The following is an 18,939-nucleotide window of genomic DNA, read 5'->3' as shown; positions in this document are numbered from 1 at the left end:
CGCCCTGCCGCTCCGAACTTCCTGCAGATCCCGGAGCCGGACCACCACACGGCCGGCCCGGCTACGTTGGGAGACTCAATGCTGCAATTGGCACTCATCGGCCTGCTCGGCGGGCTCATCACGGGAATCTCGCCGTGCATCCTGCCGGTCCTCCCGGTGATATTTCTATCGGGCGGCGCCCAGGGGGCCCGCCAACGTACCGGCAGCAAGGCCCCGGCCGCCAAGGACAACTCCGACGCCGGCAACGGACTCCGCGCCCACAGCACCGCAGCAGCCGGGTCACCCGGCAGCAGCGCCGGAACTGCCGCCGTCGAACGTGGTTCCGTTGCCACACAAAAGGAAGCGACCGCCGTCGGGACCCCCTCCGACCGTGCCCAACGGCGCGCAGCCGGGTGGCGTCCCTATCTGGTGATCCTTGGCCTGGTCATCAGCTTCAGCACCTTCACGCTGGCAGGATCTTTCCTGCTGACGCTGCTGAACCTGCCGCAGGACCTGCTGCGGTGGATCGGGCTGACCGTGCTGGTGCTGATCGGGCTTGGCCTGATCTTCGACCGTTTCCAGCACATCCTGGAGAAGCCATTCTCGTGGATTCCGCAGAAGCAGGTGGGGACGGAAAACGGCGGGCTGGTGCTGGGTCTGGCGCTCGGCGTCGTGTATGTTCCCTGTGCAGGACCAGTGCTGGCCGCCATCGCGGTGGCCGGGGCAACCGGCCAGGTGGGTCCGGAGACGATCGTGCTGACGCTGACCTTCGCCGTGGGCGCGGCCATTCCGCTGCTGGTGTTTGCCCTCGCTGGACGGCGGGTTGCCGAACGGGTCAAGGCCTTCCGGCGCAATCAGCGGAAGATCCGTATCACCGGCGGCATCATGATGATCGCCCTGGCCATTGGCTTGGTCTTCAATCTCCCCCAGCTGCTCCAGAAGCTGGTCCCCGACTACACCTCCACACTCCAGGAACAAGTGCAGGACAACGAATCGGTGAAGAAGGCGCTGGACCTCGGCGGGCTCGTGAACGACCAGAACAGGGATCTGGACAAATGCAGCAACGGTGCGGCCGAGCTGGAGTCCTGCGGCACTGCGCCGGACCTCAAGGGGATCCAGGAATGGTTCAACACCCCCGGCAACCAGCCTGTGAACCTGAAGGACCTCAAGGGCAAGGTGGTCCTGGTGGATTTCTGGGCATACTCCTGCATTAACTGCCAACGCTCCATTCCGCACCTCACCGACTGGTACGGAGCCTACAAAGACGCCGGGCTGGAAGTTATCGGCGTGCACTCCCCGGAATACGCATTTGAGAAGGAAGTCCGGAACGTCGTGTCCGGCGCACAGGGCCTGGGCATCACCTACCCCGTGGCCATCGACAACAACCTCTCCACCTGGACCAACTACCGCAATCGTTACTGGCCGGCCCACTACCTGATTGATTCCGAGGGCACGGTGCGGCACATCAAGTTCGGCGAGGGCGGCTACCAGACCACGGAACGGCTGATCCGTGAGCTGCTGAAGCAGGCCGATCCGTCCGTTGAGCTGCCGGAGCCAGTGGAAGCGTCCGACGACGGCCCGGTAGCGGGTGCCACGACTCCCGAGACGTATTTGGGCGTGACCAAGAAGGTCAACTATGCGGGGAGTGAACCGTATAAGGCCGGGGTGGGCACGTACACCGTCCCTGCTTCGCAGCCCGCTGACAGTTTCGCCCTGGCCGGCGGGTGGGACATTGGCACGCAGTCCATTACCCCCACGGGTGCCGGTTCTTCCATCACCCTGAATTACCACGCCAAACAGGTGTACATCGTGGTGAGCGGTGAGGGTTCGCTGGATGTGGTCCGCGACGGCAAGGCCACTCCCGTGGCGGTTTCCGGCACGCCGACGCTGTACAAGATCGTGGACGATCCGGACATCCGCCCGGGCAAGCTCGAAGTACGGGTTCCGCAAGGGATCCAGGCGTACTCGTTTACATTTGGGTAGCAGCAGCCTTTCGAACGGTGGCAGGATGGGCGGATGGCTATCGAAGTCCGCCCTGCCACGGTGTTCGAAGACGTCAAGACCATGGTGGGACCCAAAAACCCCGGCTCCAACGTGTGCTGGTGCCTGAGCTATCGCATCCCGTCCAAGCTGAACCAGAGCCTCCAGAAGGAAGCCCGCGGCGAATATGTGGAGAAGCTGGTCGCCGAAGACCCGCCTCCGGGTGTTTTGGCGTACGACGGCGACGACGTGGTTGGGTGGGCAGCCGTCCACCCGCGTGCGGACACCAGTTTCGCGACGAACCGGAAGATCCCGCACGTGGACGACTCCCCGGTTTGGTCCGTGTGGTGCATCCGGGTGCGGCCGGGCCACCGTGGGAAGGGCATCTCGCACCATCTGCTGGCGGGGGCCGTGGAGATGGCCAGGAAATACGGGGCCCCGGCCATCGAGGGATACCCCGTGGACAACAAGGGCGGCAAGGTGGACCTGACCATGGCGTACGTAGGAACCCGCAGGCTGTTCGAGAAAGCCGGGTTCAAAAAGGTAGCCGAAACGACGTCCGTCCTCAACGGCTTCCCCAGGGTCCTGATGCGTTTGGACCTCCCCTAACGCCCCACCCCCAACTCCCCCACGCCCCCGCCCCCAACTCCCCCAACTAGGTCGCATTTGTGCGCGTTTTGAGCCCTCAAAACGCGCTTAACTGCGACCTAGTTGGGCTGGGACCCTTGCAGACGCGCGGTCATCCGGTGGGCTTCCTCGAGGAGGAGTTTGCCGAGGAACTCCTGGCGCTCCGCCCGGAACCGCGGCTCGATCCCGGTCAAGGACAGGGCCCAGGCCGGGTGGCCCTGCCGGTCGAAAACTGCCGAACCCATGCCCCAGCTTCCTTCCAGAACCAGCCCCGGGTTCACCGAGTAGCCGGCCAGCCTGGTCTGCTCCAGGTTTCCCCGCACCACGTCGGCGGGATGTCCCACGGCGAATTCACCGGCATGCCCTTCCCAGTCGGCGAGCAACGACTCCTGCTCCGTCTCCGGCAGGAAAGCCATGATCGCCGTCCCCGCGGACGCGACGCCCAACGGGAAGCGCACGCCTTCATGCAGGACGAACGACCTGATGGGAAATGAGCCCTCTTCCCGCAGCACGCACACGGTTTCATTGCCACGCCGGATGGAAAAGAAGGCGCTCTCACCCGTTTCAGCCGCGAGCCTGCGCAGGGACGGCCGGGCGATGTCTTCCATGGGAAAGCGGGCCGCTGCCACGGTACCCAACAGGAAAATCTCCGGTCCAAGGACCCATTTACCGGTGGCTTCCTCGTGTTCCACCAGGCCCTCGACTGCCAGCGATGTCAAAAGGCGGTACACCGTGGGCCGGGTCAGCCCCGACTCCCGGACCAACCTCGCCAAGGACATGCCGCCGGGTTTTCGGCCGACAAGCCTCAGCAGCAGGGCAACGCGTCCCACCACTTGGGCGCCTTGGACCGGGTTGGAGGATGCGGATTTAGTGGCCGTCACAGCTGCTCCTGAATTTTCATCCACAATATGGACACCTAGCATCCTATCGTCCACAGCGTGAGTCGGGAAGCTTGGCTGCCGTTGCTCAGAAGGAGCGCCGCTCTTAGGCTCAAGATCAACGAAACGCCGGTCCACAAAGTGGATACTCAACGAGGAGTCGCCCAATGTCCAAGCTGCATCCCTCCGCAACCCAAGCGCTCCATGACCTTTTGGCAGACGGCCAGACGATCGCCGTCGGCGGTTTTGGCCTCAGCGGCATACCCGCCGACCTGATCGACGCCGTCCGCGAGTCGGGCGTCAAGGACCTCACCATCGTTTCCAACAACATGGGTATCGACGGCAAGGGCTTGGGAGTCCTCATCGAGGCGGGCCAGGTCCGCAAGGTCATCGCCTCGTACGTCGGCGAGAACAAGCTGTTCGCCGAGCAGTACCTGGCCGGCGAGCTGGAGGTCGAATTCACGCCCCAGGGCACGCTCGCTGAACGCCTCCGCGCGGGCGGTGCGGGCATCCCCGCTTTCTACACCCGCACCGGAGTGGGAACCCTGGTTGCCGAAGGCAAGCCCCATGAAGAGTTCGACGGCGTGACGTACGTCCGCGAGCGCGCCATCACGGCAGATATCGCCTTGGTTCACGCGCACACCGCGGACACCGACGGCAACCTGATCTACCGCTACACGGCGAGGAACTTCAACCCGGTGGTTGCCACAGCGGGCACAGTGACCATCGCCGAGGCGGAGGTCATCGTGGAGCCCGGCCAACTGGACCCGAACCACATCGTGACCCCGGGCGTGTATGTCCAAAGGCTCGTCCAGGCAAGCAACCGGGTCAAGGACATCGAACAGCGCACGGTCCGCCAGCGCCTCGAACCCGCAGCCGTCTAACGCGGCCGTCCAAGCAGACTAAAAGGAGCACACACCATGGCATGGACACGTGACCAGATGGCCGCCATCGCGGCCGAAGAACTCAATGACGGCGACTACGTCAACCTCGGCATCGGCATCCCCACGCTGGTGGCCAACAACCTGCCCGACGGCGTGCGGGTGGTCCTGCAGAGCGAGAACGGCCTGCTCGGCATGGGCCCGTTCCCCTATGAGGGCGAGGAAGACGCCGACCTCATCAACGCGGGCAAACAGACCGTCACCATCAACACCGGCGGCAGTATTTTCGACTCCGCCACCTCGTTCGGCATGATCCGCGGCGGCCATGTGAAGGTCGCCATCCTGGGCGCCATGCAGGTCTCCGGCATCGGGGACCTCGCCAATTGGACCATTCCGGGCAAGATGGTCAAGGGCATGGGCGGTGCCATGGACCTGGTAGCCGGGACGCCCCGGGTGGTGGTCCTGACTGAGCACAACGCCAAGGACGGATCGCCCAAGATCGTCACCGAATGCACGCTCCCCCTCACGGGCCTGAAGTGCGTGGACCGCATCATCACGGACCTCGCCGTTTTTGACATCGCGCCTGATGAAACGCACGACGGCGGCACGCGCCTGCTGCTGACCCGCCTCGCCCCGGGCGTGACGGTGGACGAGCTGCGCGACAAGACGGAGGCGCAGTTCACGGTCGCGCTGGACGCAGAAGCACACACCCTGGAAGGAGCCAACGCATGAGCCTCAAGGATCAATTCGGCAAGGACATCCTGCTCACAGGCTGGGGCCACAGCAAATTCGGCAAGCTCACTGACGAGACCTTGGAGACCCTGATCGTCCAGGTAGCCGGTGAAGCGATCCGGAACTCTGGCCTGGACCCCAAGGACATCGACGAGATCTACCTTGGCCAGTTCAACTCCGGCATGCAGCCCCTGGGCTTCACGTCGTCCCTGGCACTGCAGGTCTCCGCGGACCTGGCCAACGTCCCGGCAACCCGCACGGAGAACGCGTGTGCTTCCGGTTCCGCGGCGTTCCAGCAGGGCGTGAAGTCTGTCCTCGCGGGCACTGCCCGGAATGTGCTGGTGATCGGTGCCGAGAAGATGACCGATGCCGGAGCCGACGTCGTGGGGGCGGCCCTCCTGGGTGCCTCTTATGAGATGGCCGGAAAGCCTTCCACCACCGGGTTCACGGGTCTTTTTGCCGAGGTCGCCAAGCACTACGGGAAGCGCTACGGCGCGGACATCGCCGGCCCGGGGTTTGAAGCGGGCCTCGGGGATGTCCTTGGCTCCATCTCGGCCAAGAACCACCGCAACGGCATGGACAACCCGTACGCCCAAATGCACCGCGACTTTGGCGAAGAGTTCTGCCGGACCATCTCCGAGAAGAACCCCATGGTGGCCGATCCCTTACGCCGCACTGACTGCTCGCCGGTCTCGGACGGTGCTGCCGCCGTCGTACTGTCCACCACGGCAACCAACGGCGCTACCGCAGCCGTGCGCCTTGCCGGTTTTGGCCACGCCAATGATTTCTTCCCCGCGGAGAAGCGCGACCCCACCGAATTCGCTGCCACCCGGGCTTCGTGGGAGCGGGCGTTCACCATGGCGGGCGTGGGAGTGGAGGACCTGGACTTTGCCGAGGTTCACGACTGCTTCACCATCGCCGAACTCATCATGTATGAGGCCATGGGCCTGGCCCCACGCGGCGAGGGTTCCCGGGCCGTCAAGGAAGGCTGGGTGTACAAGGACGGAAAGCTGCCCGTCAACGTGTCGGGCGGCCTGAAAGCGAAGGGCCACCCGGTGGGTGCCACCGGAGTTTCGCAGCACGTCATCGCGGCCATGCAGCTCAGCGGCACCGCCGGGGACATGCAACTCCCGGGTGCCCGGCGCGGCGCCGTCCAGAACATGGGTGGGGTGGGCATCGCCAACTACGTGAGCGTCCTCGAAGCGCTCTAGCCCTCCCAACTAGTACGAAAGTAGTGGTGGGTTAGGCTGCGGTGACCGGGGTGATGGTGACGTTGTAGCCGAGGTTGTTGAGTTGTTTGATGGCGTTGTTCTTGGCTCTGGTTGGGTTGATCCTGGTGAAGTGGTCGGCGCCTGGGTCGGTGTAGCACTCGCCGTTGCGGAGCATGTGCCAGGCCGCTGTGAGGATGGAGTGTTCGATGGCGACGAGGGCTTTGTTGGTTCCGGAACGGGCGGTGATGCGGCGGTATCTCGCGGCGAGGTAGGTGTTTTTGGATCGGGTCGCGGACATGGCCGCGGTGCCGAGTGCTGCTTTGAGGTATTTGTTGCCGGGCATGATGTGGCTGGATTTGATCCTGCCGGCGGATTCGTTGGCGCTGGGGCAGACCCCGGCCCAGGACGCGAGCCGGCCCGGGGTTTCGAACACGCTCATGTCAGCTCCGGTTTCGGCGATGATCACTTCGGCGACTCGTTGGGATACTCCGGGGATGGTGGCCAGGGCTTCCCTGGCCTCACGAAAGGGTTCCATCGCCTCCTCAATCCGTGCCGTGAGGGTATCGATGGTGCGGGTGCGGGCGTCGATCTGGTCCAGGTGCAGTCGTGCCATGAAGGCGTGGTGGGGTTTGAACCTGCCGGTGAGGGCGTCGACCAGTGCCGGGATTTTCGAGCGCAGCATTCCACGGGCCATCCCGGCCAGCACCTCGGGGTTCCGTTCGCCGTTGATGAGGGCTTCGAGCATGTCCCGGGAAGAGACCCCGGTCAGGTCTGAAACCACGGAAGAGAGTTTGATCCCGGAGCTTTCCAGGAACTTCTCCAGCCTTTGGATTTCCCGGGCCCGGTCGCGGGTAGCGATGGCGCGGGCCCGGGTGAGGTCCCGCAGTTCGCGGATGGGTTCGGGCGGCACGAATGATGCCCGCAGCAGCCCGTGCGCGGCCAGTTGGGCCAGCCACGCGGCGTCGGAGACATCGGTTTTGCGTCCCGGGATGTTCCGGGCGACTTTGGCGTTGACCAGCATCACCGGCAGGGTTTCTTCGAACAGGTAGAAGAACGGTTTCCAGTAATCGCTGGTCGCTTCCATCACCACAACAGTGACGTGTTCGCGTTCGAGGAACTCCCGAAGTTCCAGGATCGCGTGCGTGGTCGCGCCCCAGGTTGTGACCTTTGAGGTGTAGGTCCCTGCCCGTTCTCCGGGGACCCGCACGCAGACCTTCGCGTCGCGTTTGGAAATATCCATTCCCGCGGCCCGTTCATGAACAATGTCCATTCCAGCTTCCCTTCAATACATCCAGTTACCGGCGTCGTCTCGGGGAGGACAGGGAGAATATTCAGGAATCTAGTACCCGTGCTTGAAAGCAACAATCCACGGTTCCCGTGGAAGTCCTCCACGCCACGCTGGGTCACGGACTCAAGGCACCAAGTTGGGCCGGCGTTCACCGAGATGAACAATCCCATGATCAACCCGTATGGGCAGAGCCCACCAGAGCCCAGGCATGCCAACCGCATACTTTCCCGGATCACGGCGCGCCGAAGGCACTCACACGCTGGGTCGCACTTAAGCATGTTTTGACGGGTCTAAACGCGCTTAACTGCGACCCAGTTGGGTAGGCGGGGGGAGGTGAGACAGGGTGGTCAGCGGTTGCGGATCAGGGCCGCGATCTCCGTAAATCCGAGCCTCTCTGCGTTCTGCAGGGCAGTCCGGCCTTGGGGATCGCGGATGTCCGGGTCGGCCCCGGCCGCGAGCAACTGCCGCACGACGTCCTGCTGGTTCGGCCCGCCGTTGTTGAGCAGGATCGCCTCCTGCATAGCGGTCCAGCCCAGGTTGTTCACGTGGTTCACAGGCACTCCGGCGGCAATGAGTATCCGCACCGTTTCCGTGTGCCCGTGCTCGCTCGCAGGGATCAGCGCCGTTCCGCCGTACCGGTTGATGCTGCGGACATCGGCCCCGGCATCCAGGGTCAACTGCAGGACCTCGTTGAACCCCTCCGCTCCGGCATACAGGAACGCGGAGTCCTGGATGTCGTCCTTCGCGTTGACGTTTCCGCCGGCGGCAATCAACTCCCGGACGCGCACGGGATCGTTGGCCTTGGCGGCGAGGATGAGCAGCCGGTCGGTTTCCATCTGGTCCTCCGGTGACAGTTTCGGCGGCGCGGCAGGGGACGACGACGTCGGGCCGCCACCCGCGCTCGACGGCGGGGCTGTTGGAGCTGCTTGGGCGGAGACGGGGCCGGAAGGCGGGACAGCCGCCGTCGGGCCTGCCGGCTCAGGTGCCGCAGACGGCACGCAGCCGGCCACGAGCCCGGCGAGCAGCATCGCCGAACCCGCGGCCAGGCCGCGCGCTTTCCACAAACTCATACGTCGAGGCTACTTCGCCGCTGCAGCCAGGGCATCGGCTCCGGCGGTGGCGCAGGCTTCGTCCAGGGCGCCGTCGGGAGCACCGCCGACGCCGATACCCGCCACCGAGACACCGTTCACCTTCAGCGGCACGCCGCCGGCGAGGTAGAGGGTGCCGGGGAGGTCGGCGATGGACGGACCGTTGCCGTTGATGCGCTTGGCAAGTTCACTGGTGGGAGCGCCAAAGGCGGCAGCGGTGTAGGCCTTCTGCTTGGCGGCCTCGATGGTGTGCTCGGCGGCGTTGTCGCCGCGGAGGAGCGCCTGGACCGTACCGAAACGGTCAACCAGGGCCACAGTGACGAACGGCAGCTTGTCGGCCTGGCACTTGGCGAGCGCAGCATTGACTGCCTTGCTGGACGCACCCACGGTGATGCGGTTCTGGGCGACGACGTTCTCGGGCGCCGGCTGCACATCGGCCGGAACCTTCGCAACCGCGGCAGCGGGAGCGGCCTGCGGCGCAACGGCGTTGGCAACAGCAGTGACGCCACCGGTGAGCAGCAATGCTCCGGCGGCAGCGGCGGCGATCATCTTCTTCGACTTCTTCACGGGGTTCTCCTCGCAGTAGGCACGGTCAATCCGGTACAGCTCCATGCTTCCGCCCGGCACCCCGTGCCCGCATCGGCCAGCCGCAGGGACCGGCCTCAGCCTTTCCGCCACCGGTATCAGCCAAAAGTTGGAGAGACCGGTGGCTGCGCGGGATTTAGCATGGAAAGAGCGCCCTCAACCGAACGGGAACCCTCATGCCAGCCCCCACTTCCGCCGCCGGCCGCATCGACGGCCGGATCGACATCGTGGTGCACCTGGGCTTCGCGGTGCTGATGGTGGCTTCAGCCGTCCGTTATGTCATGCGCCACTCCCCCGCCGACAACCTGTGGACAGTCGCCTTGGCCGCTGCGGTGTGCGCTCTTTACGCCGCGACTGCCGTGCTGGCCCACAGGAGGAACGCCGGACGCACCCTGCCGTGGATGGTCGCCCTCCTTGCGGCCTGGGCGGCGTTGGTGGTGGCGGCTCCCAGTTTTGCCTGGTGCTCCTTTGCGATCTTCTTCCTGGCCCGCACCGCGTTCACCGGAGTGGCCGCGTACGTGGCGGGCGGGGCGACGGCCGCCGCTACCGCCGTCGGGCTTTTCCGGATGAGCGGTTGGACGGACGTGGCCATGCTGCTGGGTCCGCTGGCAGCGGGAGCCCTGCTGACGCTGACGTACGACAAAATCGAACGCGATGCCGCCCTCCAGCGCAGGCTGGCGGAAGAGGTCACGCGGGCGCAGGAGCAACTCACCGCCACGGAACGGGCGGCCGGCATCGCCGCGGAACGTGAACGCGTTTCCCGCGAAATCCACGACACCGTGACCCAGGGCCTGGCCAGCAGCCTCCTTCTCCTGGAAGCCGCCCAGAGGTCGTGGCCGGAGGCGGATGCCCGGGAGGACGTGGCAAAAGCGACCGGGTTGCTGCGGCGGAACCTCGCCGACACCCGCAGCCTGGTCCATGAACTCTCCGCGCCCGGCCTGGAGAGCGGGCCGCTCGCGGAGGCCGTGGAGCACGCCGCGCGGCAGCATGTGGACAACGTCCGCTTCCAGGTAACCGGCGATCCCCTGCCTGTCCCGCCGGAAGTGCGCCACGCGCTGATCCGGGTGACCCAAAGCGCCGTGGCCAACATCAAGCTCCACTCCGACGCCGGGCACGCCAGCGTCACGCTCGGTTACCTTCCGGAGGCGGTCACCCTGGACGTGTACGACGACGGCCGCGGCTTTGATCCCGCGGCGGTACCTCCGCCGTCGGAAACCGGAGGGTACGGTTTGCGGGCCATGCGCCAGCGCATGGAACAACTGGGAGGACAATTGTCGGTGGAAAGCGGGCCCGGCGAAGGCACCATCATCGCGGCGCAGTTGCCCCTTCAAGGCACCGGCTTCCAGCCAAAGGAGACTCCGTGACCACCATTTCCGTGCTCCTGGTGGACGACCATACGGTAGTCCGGAGCGGCCTCAAGGCGCTGCTGGGCACCCAGGCGGACATCGCCGTCGTCGCCGAAGCCGCATCGGGTGAGGAAGCCCTGCAGGCCGCGGCAGAACACCAACCGGCTGTTGTGCTGATGGATCTGGCGATGGGCTCCGGAATGGATGGGATCGAAGCCATCAAGCAGCTCCGTCAGCGCAATCCCCGGCAGGCCGTGATCGTGTTCACCACCTATGACTCGGACGCCGATATCGTGCGGGCCGTCGACACCGGCGCCATGGGCTACCTGCTCAAGGACGCGGCCCCGGAGGAAATCTTCGCTGCCGTCCGCGGCGCGGTGCAGGGCAAGAGCGTCATGAGTGCGCCCGTGGCTTCGCGGCTGTTCCAGCAGTTGCGGAACCCGGACGAAATCCTCACCCCGCGCGAGGCCGAACTCCTGAGCCTCCTTACCCAGGGCCTGAGCAACCGTGACTTGGGCAAGCGGCTGTTCATTTCCGAGGCGACGGTCAAAACCCACCTTGCCCACATCTATGCCAAGCTCGGCGTGGAGACACGGGCGGCTGCCATTGCGACCGCCATCCGACGCGAAGGAATGCGCTAAGGAAGCCCCGTATGCCTCTGTTTCCGGGAGGTCCGTTCGATTAAGCTGACCGTATGTCCGACGCTTCGGGACGCAGGATGTTCAAGCATTCGGGAACAGCATTGCTGGTCCGGGGAATCATTGCCGTGCTGTTCGGCTTCCTGGTGGCGGCGTTGCCTGTGGCCACGGTGTTCGGGCTGATCCTAGCCTTCGCCGTCTTTGCCGTCACGGACGGCCTGACCAACGTGGCGCACTATTTCTACGATCCTTCCCGCCATTCCCGGTGGACCCTGGTGGGTGGCTTCGTGTCCATCTCTGCAGGACTTGCGGCAGTGGCGTGGCCGGGGCTGACAGCCGCTGCGTTCGGGGTGCTCCTTGGCCTCTGGGCATTGGTGCTGGGGCTTTCGGAAATCATTCTGGCGTTCGCCGCAAGGGAGACCATGAGCGGCTGGGGCGTGTGGGTGCTGACCGGTTTCCTGACGGCGGCGTTCGGACTCTTCCTGCTCCTCAACCCCGGACTGGGCCTGTTGAGCATGGCGGCCTTCCTCGCGGCGTTCTCCGTGGTGGCGGGGTTGCTGCTGATTGTGTGCGGGATCAGGCTCCGCAGGGGCCCTTCCTCGCAGTTCCTGTACGCGCACTGAGCCGCAGGTACCATCAGCCCGGATTCCAGGGAGACCGGCACCAAGGGATGCGCTCAGCGCCAAGTTCGGTAAGTTAGTTGCTGTGAAGATAGCTACCTGGAACGTGAACTCCCTCCGCGCACGCGCCGACCGCGTGGAAGCCTGGCTCGAGCGCAGCGACTGTGATGTCCTGGCCATCCAGGAAACCAAATGCAAGGACGACAACTTCCCGTGGGAGCTGTTCGAGCGCATGGGTTACGAGGTCGCCCACTTCGGCCTGAACCAGTGGAACGGCGTTGCCATCGCCTCGCGGGTAGGCCTGGAAGACGTGGAGCGCACGTTCGTGGACCAACCGGCGTTCGGCAAGGCCGGCAAGGACCCGGCCCAGGAAGCCCGGGCCATCGCCGCTACCTGTGCAGGGATCCGCATCTGGTCGTTGTACGTCCCCAACGGCCGCTCCCTGGATGACGAACACATGCCCTACAAGATCAAGTGGCTCGAAGTCCTCCGCGACCAGGCAGCCGCATGGGCCCAGGCCGACCCCAGCGCCCAGATCGCCCTCATGGGCGACTGGAACATCGCACCCTTCGACGACGACGTCTGGGACATAGAGCTGTTCCGCAACAACAACTTCACGCACGTCAGCGAACCCGAGCGCGCAGCTTTCCACGCGTTCGAAACAGCAGGCTTCACCGACGTCGTCCGCCCCTACACCCCGGGCCCCGGTGTCTACACCTACTGGGACTACACACAGCTGCGCTTCCCCAAGAAGGAAGGCATGCGGATCGACTTCTGCCTTGCGTCCGTTCCCCTGGCAGCCCGGGTCACCGGCGCCTCGATCGACCGCGAGGAACGCAAGGGCAAGGGTGCCTCGGACCACGCTCCGGTGATTGTGGAGCTCGCAGACTGACCATTCACTGACTCGGACGAAAGGGGCTGGTTGGACATGAGCGGGAACCTGTACAGGGGCCAGGCCGGCCTGCCCTTTTCGTCATCACTGCGCATCTACGAGCCCCTGGAGGCCTTTCCTCCCGAACAACAGCGCCAACTCGTGGCGGACAGCGGCAGGATCGGTTCCCGGGCCGCCGTCGAGAATGCGGAGCTGCAGGCCTCGCTCGGACGCATCACCCGCCCGGGCGGTGACCCCTTTCCCACAGGGCGGACCGACCTGGTCCGGATGACCCGCGTCCCCGCCGGGCGGCATGCGGCACCTGATGATTCCGGCGAGGTCCCGCAGGAGCACGACGCGGGGCGGCTGCTTTACTGCCCCAGCCAGCTCGTGATCCGGGCCGGCTTGGCGGCAAACGCCCTCATGGACGGCGTGCACAGTCCGCTGGCCGATCTCCTGATTCCGGTTCCGCAGCGGGACAGGCACCAGCTCCGGATCGACCGGATCAACGCCGGCGAGGACGCCAAGCGGGTCCATACCCGGGCATCCACGTGGGGCATCCCTTTCAGTTGGTTCTCCCTGTTCGCTGAATCGGACCGTACGGACGTGGTGGAGGCTGATGGCCGGATCGTCACCGTCCGGGTATGGACGCCCCTGATGGAAGCCCTGGACAGGGCGCGCTTCGCCGTGGCCCACCTGGCCCTGGCTGCGCCCGATCTGGACATGCTGGATGACCTGACGCAGCTGACGGAATGGCTGGAGTTGTTCCATGAGCAATCGATGGTTGAGCTCGACTACGGCGCCGTGGCGGACAAGGTGTATCCGGACGAATCCCCCATGGACGTGCGCCTTGGCATCGAATGTCTGGCTGAAGGGGACATGACCGGCGCCGCGGCAGCCTACCGCAGGCTGGCTTCGCGGTGGATCCCCATCCGCCAATTGGCGCGGGCGTCGTAGTTGCCGTAGCTCCCGCCAGGAGATGATTCCTAGTTGGCGCAGGGCGGAGCGGTGGTCTCGCGGACGATAAGCCGGTGGGGCGCCACTTGGGAATGCACGGCGCCGGTGATCCCGTCCAGCTCGTCAAGCAGCATTTTGGTGCCCAGTTCAGCTTGGTTGTCTGGGCGCTGGCCCACTGTGGTCAGTCCCAGCGAGGCCGAAAAATCGTGGTCGTCGATCCCGATCACGGAAAGGTCCTCCGGTACCCGGACACCGTGCCGTGCTGCTTCGAAGATGACGCCCATGGCCATCTCGTCGGAAGAACAGAAGATGGCCGTGGGCTTCCGGCCGGGCCTGCCCCACAACCGGTTGAACGCTTGCTGCCCACTGGCTACCGTGAAATCCCCCCATTCGTCCCATTCGGGACGGACCTCCAGGCCGGCGTCGGCCATGACCTCCTGGAACGCGCGGATCCGCACGCGGGGAACATCGAAGTTCAGGTCGGTCTCGTCGTCGCCATGCAGCAATGCGATGTCCGTGTGCCCCAACTCCAGCAGGTGCCGCACGGCGGTGGACGCGGCGTCGTAATCATTGATCCCGATGTACGCGCAATCCTCAACGTGCCCGCCTACCACCACCAGCGGAATGTCCAGCTTGTGGAGGTGGCCCAGTTCCTCTTCGCCCAGGGCCATGCAGAGGACCAGCAGGGCGTCGATCTGCTTATAGACCATGGTGGAACTGAACAGCCGCTCGCGGTTGCTGCCGTGGCCGCCCAGGTTGAACAGGGAGAGGTTGTAGTTGCGTGAGTGAAGTTCCCGGTCTGCTCCCTCAATCGCTTTGGAGAAGAACCAGCGGCTGACGAACGGGGCGAGGACGCCCACGGTGCGGGTCCGTCCGGTAGCCAGACCCGAGGCGGAGGACGACGCCACGTAACCCAGCGACGCGGCGACTTCCAGGATCTTCTCGCGGGTCGCCGGGGAAACCCTTGGGAGTCCGCGGACCGCCCTCGAAACCGTCGCGGTGGAGACTCCGGCGGCCGCGGCGACGTCCTCGATGCTGACGCCGGCATGGCCACCGCGTTGGGACCTACCCGTCGCACGCGTCACAGGTCCCCCTCTCCGGCTGCTCGGTGCCTGTGTGACTATCTTTTGGCGAACAAACAGTCTATTTTGTGCAGGCCCCGGTTACGCAGCGGGGTGTCCCCGCTGCGTAACCTGCCGCATTTGTTGTTATCCCTTGAGACCGCCGGACAGCAGGCCGCGTACGAAGTACCGCTGGAGGCCGAAGAAGACCAGGAGCGGGATGATGATCGAGACGAAGGCTGCTGCGGGGTTGAGGTAATCCCTGGCGCCACGGGTACCCGAAATTTCGGCCAGACGTTGCGTAATAGGTGCAACGTCTGCCGTTCCGCCGGAGAACACCAAGGCCACCAGCAGGTCGTTCCAGACCCACAGGAACTGGAAGATGGCCAGCGACGCCAAGGCCGGAACGGACAGTGGAAGGATGATGCGCCAGAAGATGGTGCTGTGTCCGGCACCATCCACCCTTGCCGCCTCAATCACTTCACCGGGGATTTCCGAGATGAAGTTGTGGAGGAGGAAGATGCCCAGCGGGAGGCCGAACATGGTGTGCGCAATCCACAGCTGGGCGTAGGATCCGGCCGGCAGTTGCAGCGTTTGCGTGAAGAACTGCAGGAGCGGGATCAGTGCCATCTGGAGCGGAATGATCTGCAGGGCAAAGACGAAAATGAACAGGGCATCGCGGCCCTTGAACTTGCCCCAGGCGAACACGTAGGCGGCCATGGCTGCCAGCACCAGCACGAAGACCGTGACGGGGATGACGATCGCTATGGAGTTGACGAAGTACTGCGAGAGGTTGGCGGACTGCGAACCCGCCGGGGTCAGCACGTCCACGTAGTTCTTGAACGTGAAGTCCCAGTCAACGAACGCATTCCACCATCCGTCAGAGCGGGGACCCACCTGCTTGGCGGCGGGACGGAACGACGTGACGAAGAGGCCGAACGTCGGCACGGACCACACAACGGCGATGATGATTGCCGCCGCTGTTGCCCACTTGGACGTCAGCTTGGTCTTGACGCGCCGCATGATGGGCTGGGCGTCCTCCGTGGGATCCGATCCAGGACGCTGCCGGGTGGCGGCCTTTGAGGCCTCTTTCGGGGCTGGCGTGGCTGTCAATGGATCTCCCTTTGCTTGCGAAGGACTCGGGCGTTGTACACAACGATCGGCAGGACCATCAGGAACAGGACCAGGGCCAAGGCGGCGCCGCGTCCAGGTTCGCCGGCACGGAAGGCCTGCGTGTACATTTCGTTCGCCACAACCGACGTCTCGTAGTTACCGGCGGTCATGGTCCGGACAATGTCGAAGACCTTCAGCGTGGCGATCGTGATGGTGGTCAGGACCACTACCAGGGCTCCACGGATGCCGGGAACCGTGACGTTCCGGAACTGCTGCCAGGCGTTGGCGCCGTCCAGGCGGGCTGCCTCAATGAGTTCCACCGGGACACCCTTGATGGCAGCAGACAGGATGACCATGGCAAAACCGGTCTGGATCCACACCATCACGATGATCAGGAAGATCGTATTCTCCGGAGCGTCCAGCAGGAATTGCTTGGGATCCATGCCCAAAGCCACCCGGAAGAAATTGATGACACCGGTTTGCTCGATGTTCGGGCCCCGGTAATCGTAGACGAGTTTCCAGATGATGCCGGCGCCCACGAAGGAGATGGCCATGGGCATGAAGACCAACGACTTCAGGACCCGCTCGCCCCTGGCCTTGTCGATGAACACGGCGTAGGCCAGGCCGAAGCCGGTGGACAGCAAAGGCACCAGTACCGTCCAAATGACGGTATTGCGCAGCGTGACCAAGGCCTCCGGCTGCGTAAACATCCAGACGAAGTTGTCGAAACCATTGCCGTTCCCGCTGGCGTCCGTGAACGCCAGCATGGACGTGCGGATGGCGGGATAGACCAGGCCGACCACCATGAGGATCGCGGCAGGAGCAAGGAATCCCGCCACCGTGACCTTGTCTTTGATTGATTTGGGGGCCCTGTCCACCAGCAACATGATGAGGCCGATCACCGCTGCGAAAATCGCCAGGGCTATCACTACTTGAAGGAGTTTTTCTCCTATAAATTCCATACCCAACCTCCGGGGCGTGAGTGAATCACTTCAGTTCCGGGAAAAGCACTGCCTCCCCGGCTGGGCAGGGCCAGCAAGGGAGGCAGTACTCGGTGAGTCAGCTCTTGGGCCAGCTGGACTCGATGCTGTTGGCCACATCCTGGGAGGACGTGCCGTTGATCCACTGCACGATGCCCTTCCAGAAGGAGTTGGATCCCACGGCGCTCGGCATGAGGTCCGAACCATCAAAGCGGAAGACGGTCTCGGGGTCCTGGAGGATCTGGACGGTCAGCTTGTCCAGGTCGGACTGGGCGTTGTTGGGGTCGAGTCCCTTGTTGGCGCTGACAACACCACCGAGCTTGACGCGGTTGTTGGCGAAGTCGGCGCTGGCCAGGTAGGCAAGGAACGACTGAACCTCAGGAGTGTCCTTGTAGGCACCCACCATTTCGCCACCACCCGTGACAGCCTTGCCCTTGCTCTCGTCGATCGGGGGCGTCATGAAGGCCCAGACGTCGCCGTCCTCGGCAACGTTGGTTCCCGCGGGCCAGTTGGCAGCCTGGAAGTTGGCCTGGTGGTGCATGGCGCACGTGCCGTCCAGGACCGGCTGGCCGGCCTGTGCGAAGCCCGTGCTCAGGATCGAGCGGACGTCACCGAAGCCACCGTTGACCATCTCCGGGTTGAGGAGGATATCACCGGCCTTGTTGAAGGAGTCCACGATCTTGGGGTCATTGAACGGAATCTGGTGGGTGATCCACTGGTCGTAGACCTCCGGGCCGTGGGCGCGCAGGACGACGTCCTCGATCCAGTCGGTGCCCGGCCAGCCCGTGGCTTCACCGGATTCGAATCCGGCACACCACGGCTTCATGTTGGGATCGTCCGCGGCAATCTTCTTGGAGAGCTCGATCATTTCGTCCCATGTCTTGGGGACTTCCCAGCCCTTGTCCTTGAAGGTCTTCGGGGCGTACCAGACGAAGCCCTTGACGTTCGCCAGCATGGGCGCGGCGTAGAACGTGCCGTCCACGGTGCCGTACTTCTTCCAGTCCGGAGACCAGTTCTTGTCCACGAGGTCGGAGACCGTCTGGGGAGCCGCCTTCAAGTAGCCTGCGCGGGCCTGGGTAGCAAGAAGTCCGGGCTGCGGGAAGATCGCCACATCAGGCGCGGTGCCGGACTGGGCGCGGACGCCGATCTGGGTTTCGAATTCCTTGCTGCCCTCGTACTTGATGGTGATTCCGGTGCAGTCCTCGAACTGCTTCCAGGATTCTTCGAGGTTGGTTGCCTCGATGTCCACGATCGTGGAGTAGACGGAGACGGTCTTGCCGTCGTGCTTACCGTAGCTTTCGTAGGCCGAGCAATCGTCCGATCCGGCCGTGTTTCCTCCGCCGCCGCTGTCGCCGCTACAGGCGGAGAGGGTAAGTGCCAGAACACCGGCCGTAGCGACCGGGAGCAGGTACTTGGATTTTTTCATGCTGAAGACTCCTCGCTGAGTACAAGAAAATCGTGGCGCAACTGATGTGGTGGCCCTCACACTAGCGATCAAGCACTATGACATGCAAGCGCTTACACCGACCGTAACCACACTGATACCAAGTAACCTTTCCATCGCGATGGCGGGGCCGCGTTCAGGGGAATCAGTGCGCCCCCTGGCAAGGTCCGGGCATCCGGCCCGGCACCCCCCTGGCATCATCCGGAAGAACACCGGATTTGGTTGCCTAGTATTGCCTATGGAACAGTGGGAACTGTGGATGAACTAGAAGCACTCCAGACTATTGGCCGGCTGATCAAGGAAGAACGCCTGGCCCAGGGGCTCAGCCAGGTGCAGCTGGCCAAGCAGGCCGGGACCGCCATCAAGACCGTCCGGACGCTGGAGTCGGGCACTCGTCGGACGCAGGAAATCAACCAGCGGAAATTGGAGCATGCCCTGGGGTGGCGGGCGGGCTCGGTTTCAGAAGTCCTTAAGGGAAAATCAAGCTTCGCCCCCGACCAGATCACGCCGGACGACATGCGGACCACCGAAGACTCCCGGCAACTGCCCGGTCCACGGGTTACAGCCCCGGCCGCCCCGATCGCCCGGGCGTCACACCTCTCGGATGAGGAGCTCCTTGCTGAGCTGACCTACCGGATGATGCACCGCAATCGGGGCTAA

The 18,939-nt window shown here is 64.4% G+C and carries 19 protein-coding genes; 11 read left to right on the top strand and 8 right to left on the bottom strand.

Going from position 1 to position 18,939, the window contains the following annotated elements:
* Positions 1–78 precede the first annotated feature (78 nt).
* Both ACUYMZ_RS03420 and ACUYMZ_RS03415 read left to right on the top strand, forming a co-directional pair.
* Complete coding sequence (locus ACUYMZ_RS03420) at positions 79–1,962, top strand: cytochrome c biogenesis protein DipZ (protein WP_481602103.1); 1,884 nt, start codon at positions 79–81, stop codon at positions 1,960–1,962.
* 33 nt (positions 1,963–1,995) lie between these two features.
* The gene (locus ACUYMZ_RS03415; protein WP_481602102.1) at positions 1,996–2,568 is read left to right on the top strand and encodes an N-acetyltransferase family protein; all 573 of its coding nucleotides are present in this window, start codon (positions 1,996–1,998) and stop codon (positions 2,566–2,568) included.
* A gap of 98 nt (positions 2,569–2,666) precedes the next feature.
* Here the strand turns inward: ACUYMZ_RS03415 and ACUYMZ_RS03410 are convergent, their stop codons facing one another.
* Positions 2,667–3,419: an IclR family transcriptional regulator gene (locus ACUYMZ_RS03410; protein WP_481605803.1), complete on the bottom strand. Its 753-nt coding sequence runs from the start codon at positions 3,417–3,419 to the stop codon at positions 2,667–2,669.
* A 212-nt stretch (positions 3,420–3,631) separates the two neighbouring features.
* On the opposite strand from ACUYMZ_RS03410, the gene ACUYMZ_RS03405 reads away from it, so the two are divergent.
* Genes ACUYMZ_RS03405 through ACUYMZ_RS03395 form a run of 3 tightly spaced genes read left to right on the top strand, consistent with a single transcriptional unit; the run spans position 3,632 to position 6,288 of the window.
* Complete coding sequence (locus tag ACUYMZ_RS03405) at positions 3,632–4,348, top strand: CoA transferase subunit A (RefSeq protein ID WP_442423297.1); 717 nt, start codon at positions 3,632–3,634, stop codon at positions 4,346–4,348.
* A 36-nt stretch (positions 4,349–4,384) separates the two neighbouring features.
* On the top strand, positions 4,385–5,077 hold the full coding sequence (locus tag ACUYMZ_RS03400; protein WP_481602101.1) for a CoA transferase subunit B: 693 nt from the start codon (positions 4,385–4,387) through the stop codon (positions 5,075–5,077).
* On the top strand, positions 5,074–6,288 hold the full coding sequence (locus tag ACUYMZ_RS03395; RefSeq protein ID WP_481602100.1) for an acetyl-CoA acetyltransferase: 1,215 nt from the start codon (positions 5,074–5,076) through the stop codon (positions 6,286–6,288). Before ACUYMZ_RS03400 ends, ACUYMZ_RS03395 begins: the two co-directional genes overlap by 4 nt.
* Before the next feature lie 31 nt (positions 6,289–6,319).
* Here ACUYMZ_RS03395 and ACUYMZ_RS03390 read toward each other — a convergent pair whose 3' ends face one another.
* The 3 genes from ACUYMZ_RS03390 to ACUYMZ_RS03380 all read right to left on the bottom strand — a co-directional run bounded on the left by ACUYMZ_RS03390 (position 6,320) and on the right by ACUYMZ_RS03380 (position 9,231).
* The gene (locus tag ACUYMZ_RS03390; protein ID WP_481602099.1) at positions 6,320–7,558 is read right to left on the bottom strand and encodes an IS110 family RNA-guided transposase; all 1,239 of its coding nucleotides are present in this window, start codon (positions 7,556–7,558) and stop codon (positions 6,320–6,322) included.
* Between the two features lie 365 nt (positions 7,559–7,923).
* Positions 7,924–8,646 carry an ankyrin repeat domain-containing protein gene (locus tag ACUYMZ_RS03385; RefSeq protein ID WP_481602098.1) on the bottom strand — a complete coding sequence of 241 codons (723 nt, stop codon included), beginning with the start codon at positions 8,644–8,646 and terminating at the stop codon, positions 7,924–7,926.
* A gap of 9 nt (positions 8,647–8,655) precedes the next feature.
* Entirely contained in the window at positions 8,656–9,231 is a 576-nt protein-coding gene (locus tag ACUYMZ_RS03380; protein ID WP_481602097.1) for a GlcG/HbpS family heme-binding protein, read from the bottom strand.
* Between the two features lie 194 nt (positions 9,232–9,425).
* On the opposite strand from ACUYMZ_RS03380, the gene ACUYMZ_RS03375 reads away from it, so the two are divergent.
* The 5 genes from ACUYMZ_RS03375 to ACUYMZ_RS03355 all read left to right on the top strand — a co-directional run bounded on the left by ACUYMZ_RS03375 (position 9,426) and on the right by ACUYMZ_RS03355 (position 13,681).
* Positions 9,426–10,613, top strand: coding sequence for a sensor histidine kinase (locus ACUYMZ_RS03375; RefSeq protein ID WP_481602096.1), 1,188 nt, complete (start codon positions 9,426–9,428; stop codon positions 10,611–10,613).
* Positions 10,610–11,236: a response regulator gene (locus tag ACUYMZ_RS03370; protein WP_481602095.1), complete on the top strand. Its 627-nt coding sequence runs from the start codon at positions 10,610–10,612 to the stop codon at positions 11,234–11,236. Before ACUYMZ_RS03375 ends, ACUYMZ_RS03370 begins: the two co-directional genes overlap by 4 nt.
* 53 nt (positions 11,237–11,289) lie before the next feature.
* The gene (locus ACUYMZ_RS03365) at positions 11,290–11,856 is read left to right on the top strand and encodes an HdeD family acid-resistance protein (protein ID WP_481602094.1); all 567 of its coding nucleotides are present in this window, start codon (positions 11,290–11,292) and stop codon (positions 11,854–11,856) included.
* Positions 11,857–11,938: 82 nt separating this feature from the next.
* The gene (locus ACUYMZ_RS03360) at positions 11,939–12,745 is read left to right on the top strand and encodes an exodeoxyribonuclease III (protein ID WP_481602093.1); all 807 of its coding nucleotides are present in this window, start codon (positions 11,939–11,941) and stop codon (positions 12,743–12,745) included.
* 36 nt (positions 12,746–12,781) lie between these two features.
* Positions 12,782–13,681 carry a DUF8083 family protein gene (locus tag ACUYMZ_RS03355; protein WP_426005601.1) on the top strand — a complete coding sequence of 300 codons (900 nt, stop codon included), beginning with the start codon at positions 12,782–12,784 and terminating at the stop codon, positions 13,679–13,681.
* Between the two features lie 29 nt (positions 13,682–13,710).
* Here the strand turns inward: ACUYMZ_RS03355 and ACUYMZ_RS03350 are convergent, their stop codons facing one another.
* From ACUYMZ_RS03350 to ACUYMZ_RS03335, 4 genes are all read right to left on the bottom strand, one after another.
* Complete coding sequence (locus tag ACUYMZ_RS03350; protein ID WP_426005599.1) at positions 13,711–14,766, bottom strand: LacI family DNA-binding transcriptional regulator; 1,056 nt, start codon at positions 14,764–14,766, stop codon at positions 13,711–13,713.
* Positions 14,767–14,889: 123 nt separating this feature from the next.
* Positions 14,890–15,855: a carbohydrate ABC transporter permease gene (locus tag ACUYMZ_RS03345; RefSeq protein WP_426005598.1), complete on the bottom strand. Its 966-nt coding sequence runs from the start codon at positions 15,853–15,855 to the stop codon at positions 14,890–14,892.
* Positions 15,852–16,817, bottom strand: a complete 966-nt coding sequence (locus ACUYMZ_RS03340) for a carbohydrate ABC transporter permease (protein WP_481602092.1) — start codon at positions 16,815–16,817, stop codon at positions 15,852–15,854. Before ACUYMZ_RS03340 ends, ACUYMZ_RS03345 begins: the two co-directional genes overlap by 4 nt.
* A gap of 97 nt (positions 16,818–16,914) precedes the next feature.
* On the bottom strand, positions 16,915–18,261 hold the full coding sequence (locus ACUYMZ_RS03335; protein ID WP_426005594.1) for an ABC transporter substrate-binding protein: 1,347 nt from the start codon (positions 18,259–18,261) through the stop codon (positions 16,915–16,917).
* 273 nt (positions 18,262–18,534) lie between these two features.
* Between ACUYMZ_RS03335 and ACUYMZ_RS03330 the strand changes: the two genes are divergently transcribed.
* Positions 18,535–18,939, top strand: coding sequence for a helix-turn-helix domain-containing protein (locus ACUYMZ_RS03330; RefSeq protein WP_426005593.1), 405 nt, complete (start codon positions 18,535–18,537; stop codon positions 18,937–18,939).

The organism is Arthrobacter sp. T572 (assembly GCF_056780115.1).
The sequence above is the reverse complement of the archived record's forward strand: the minus strand, read 5'-3'. Positions and strand labels throughout refer to the sequence as shown.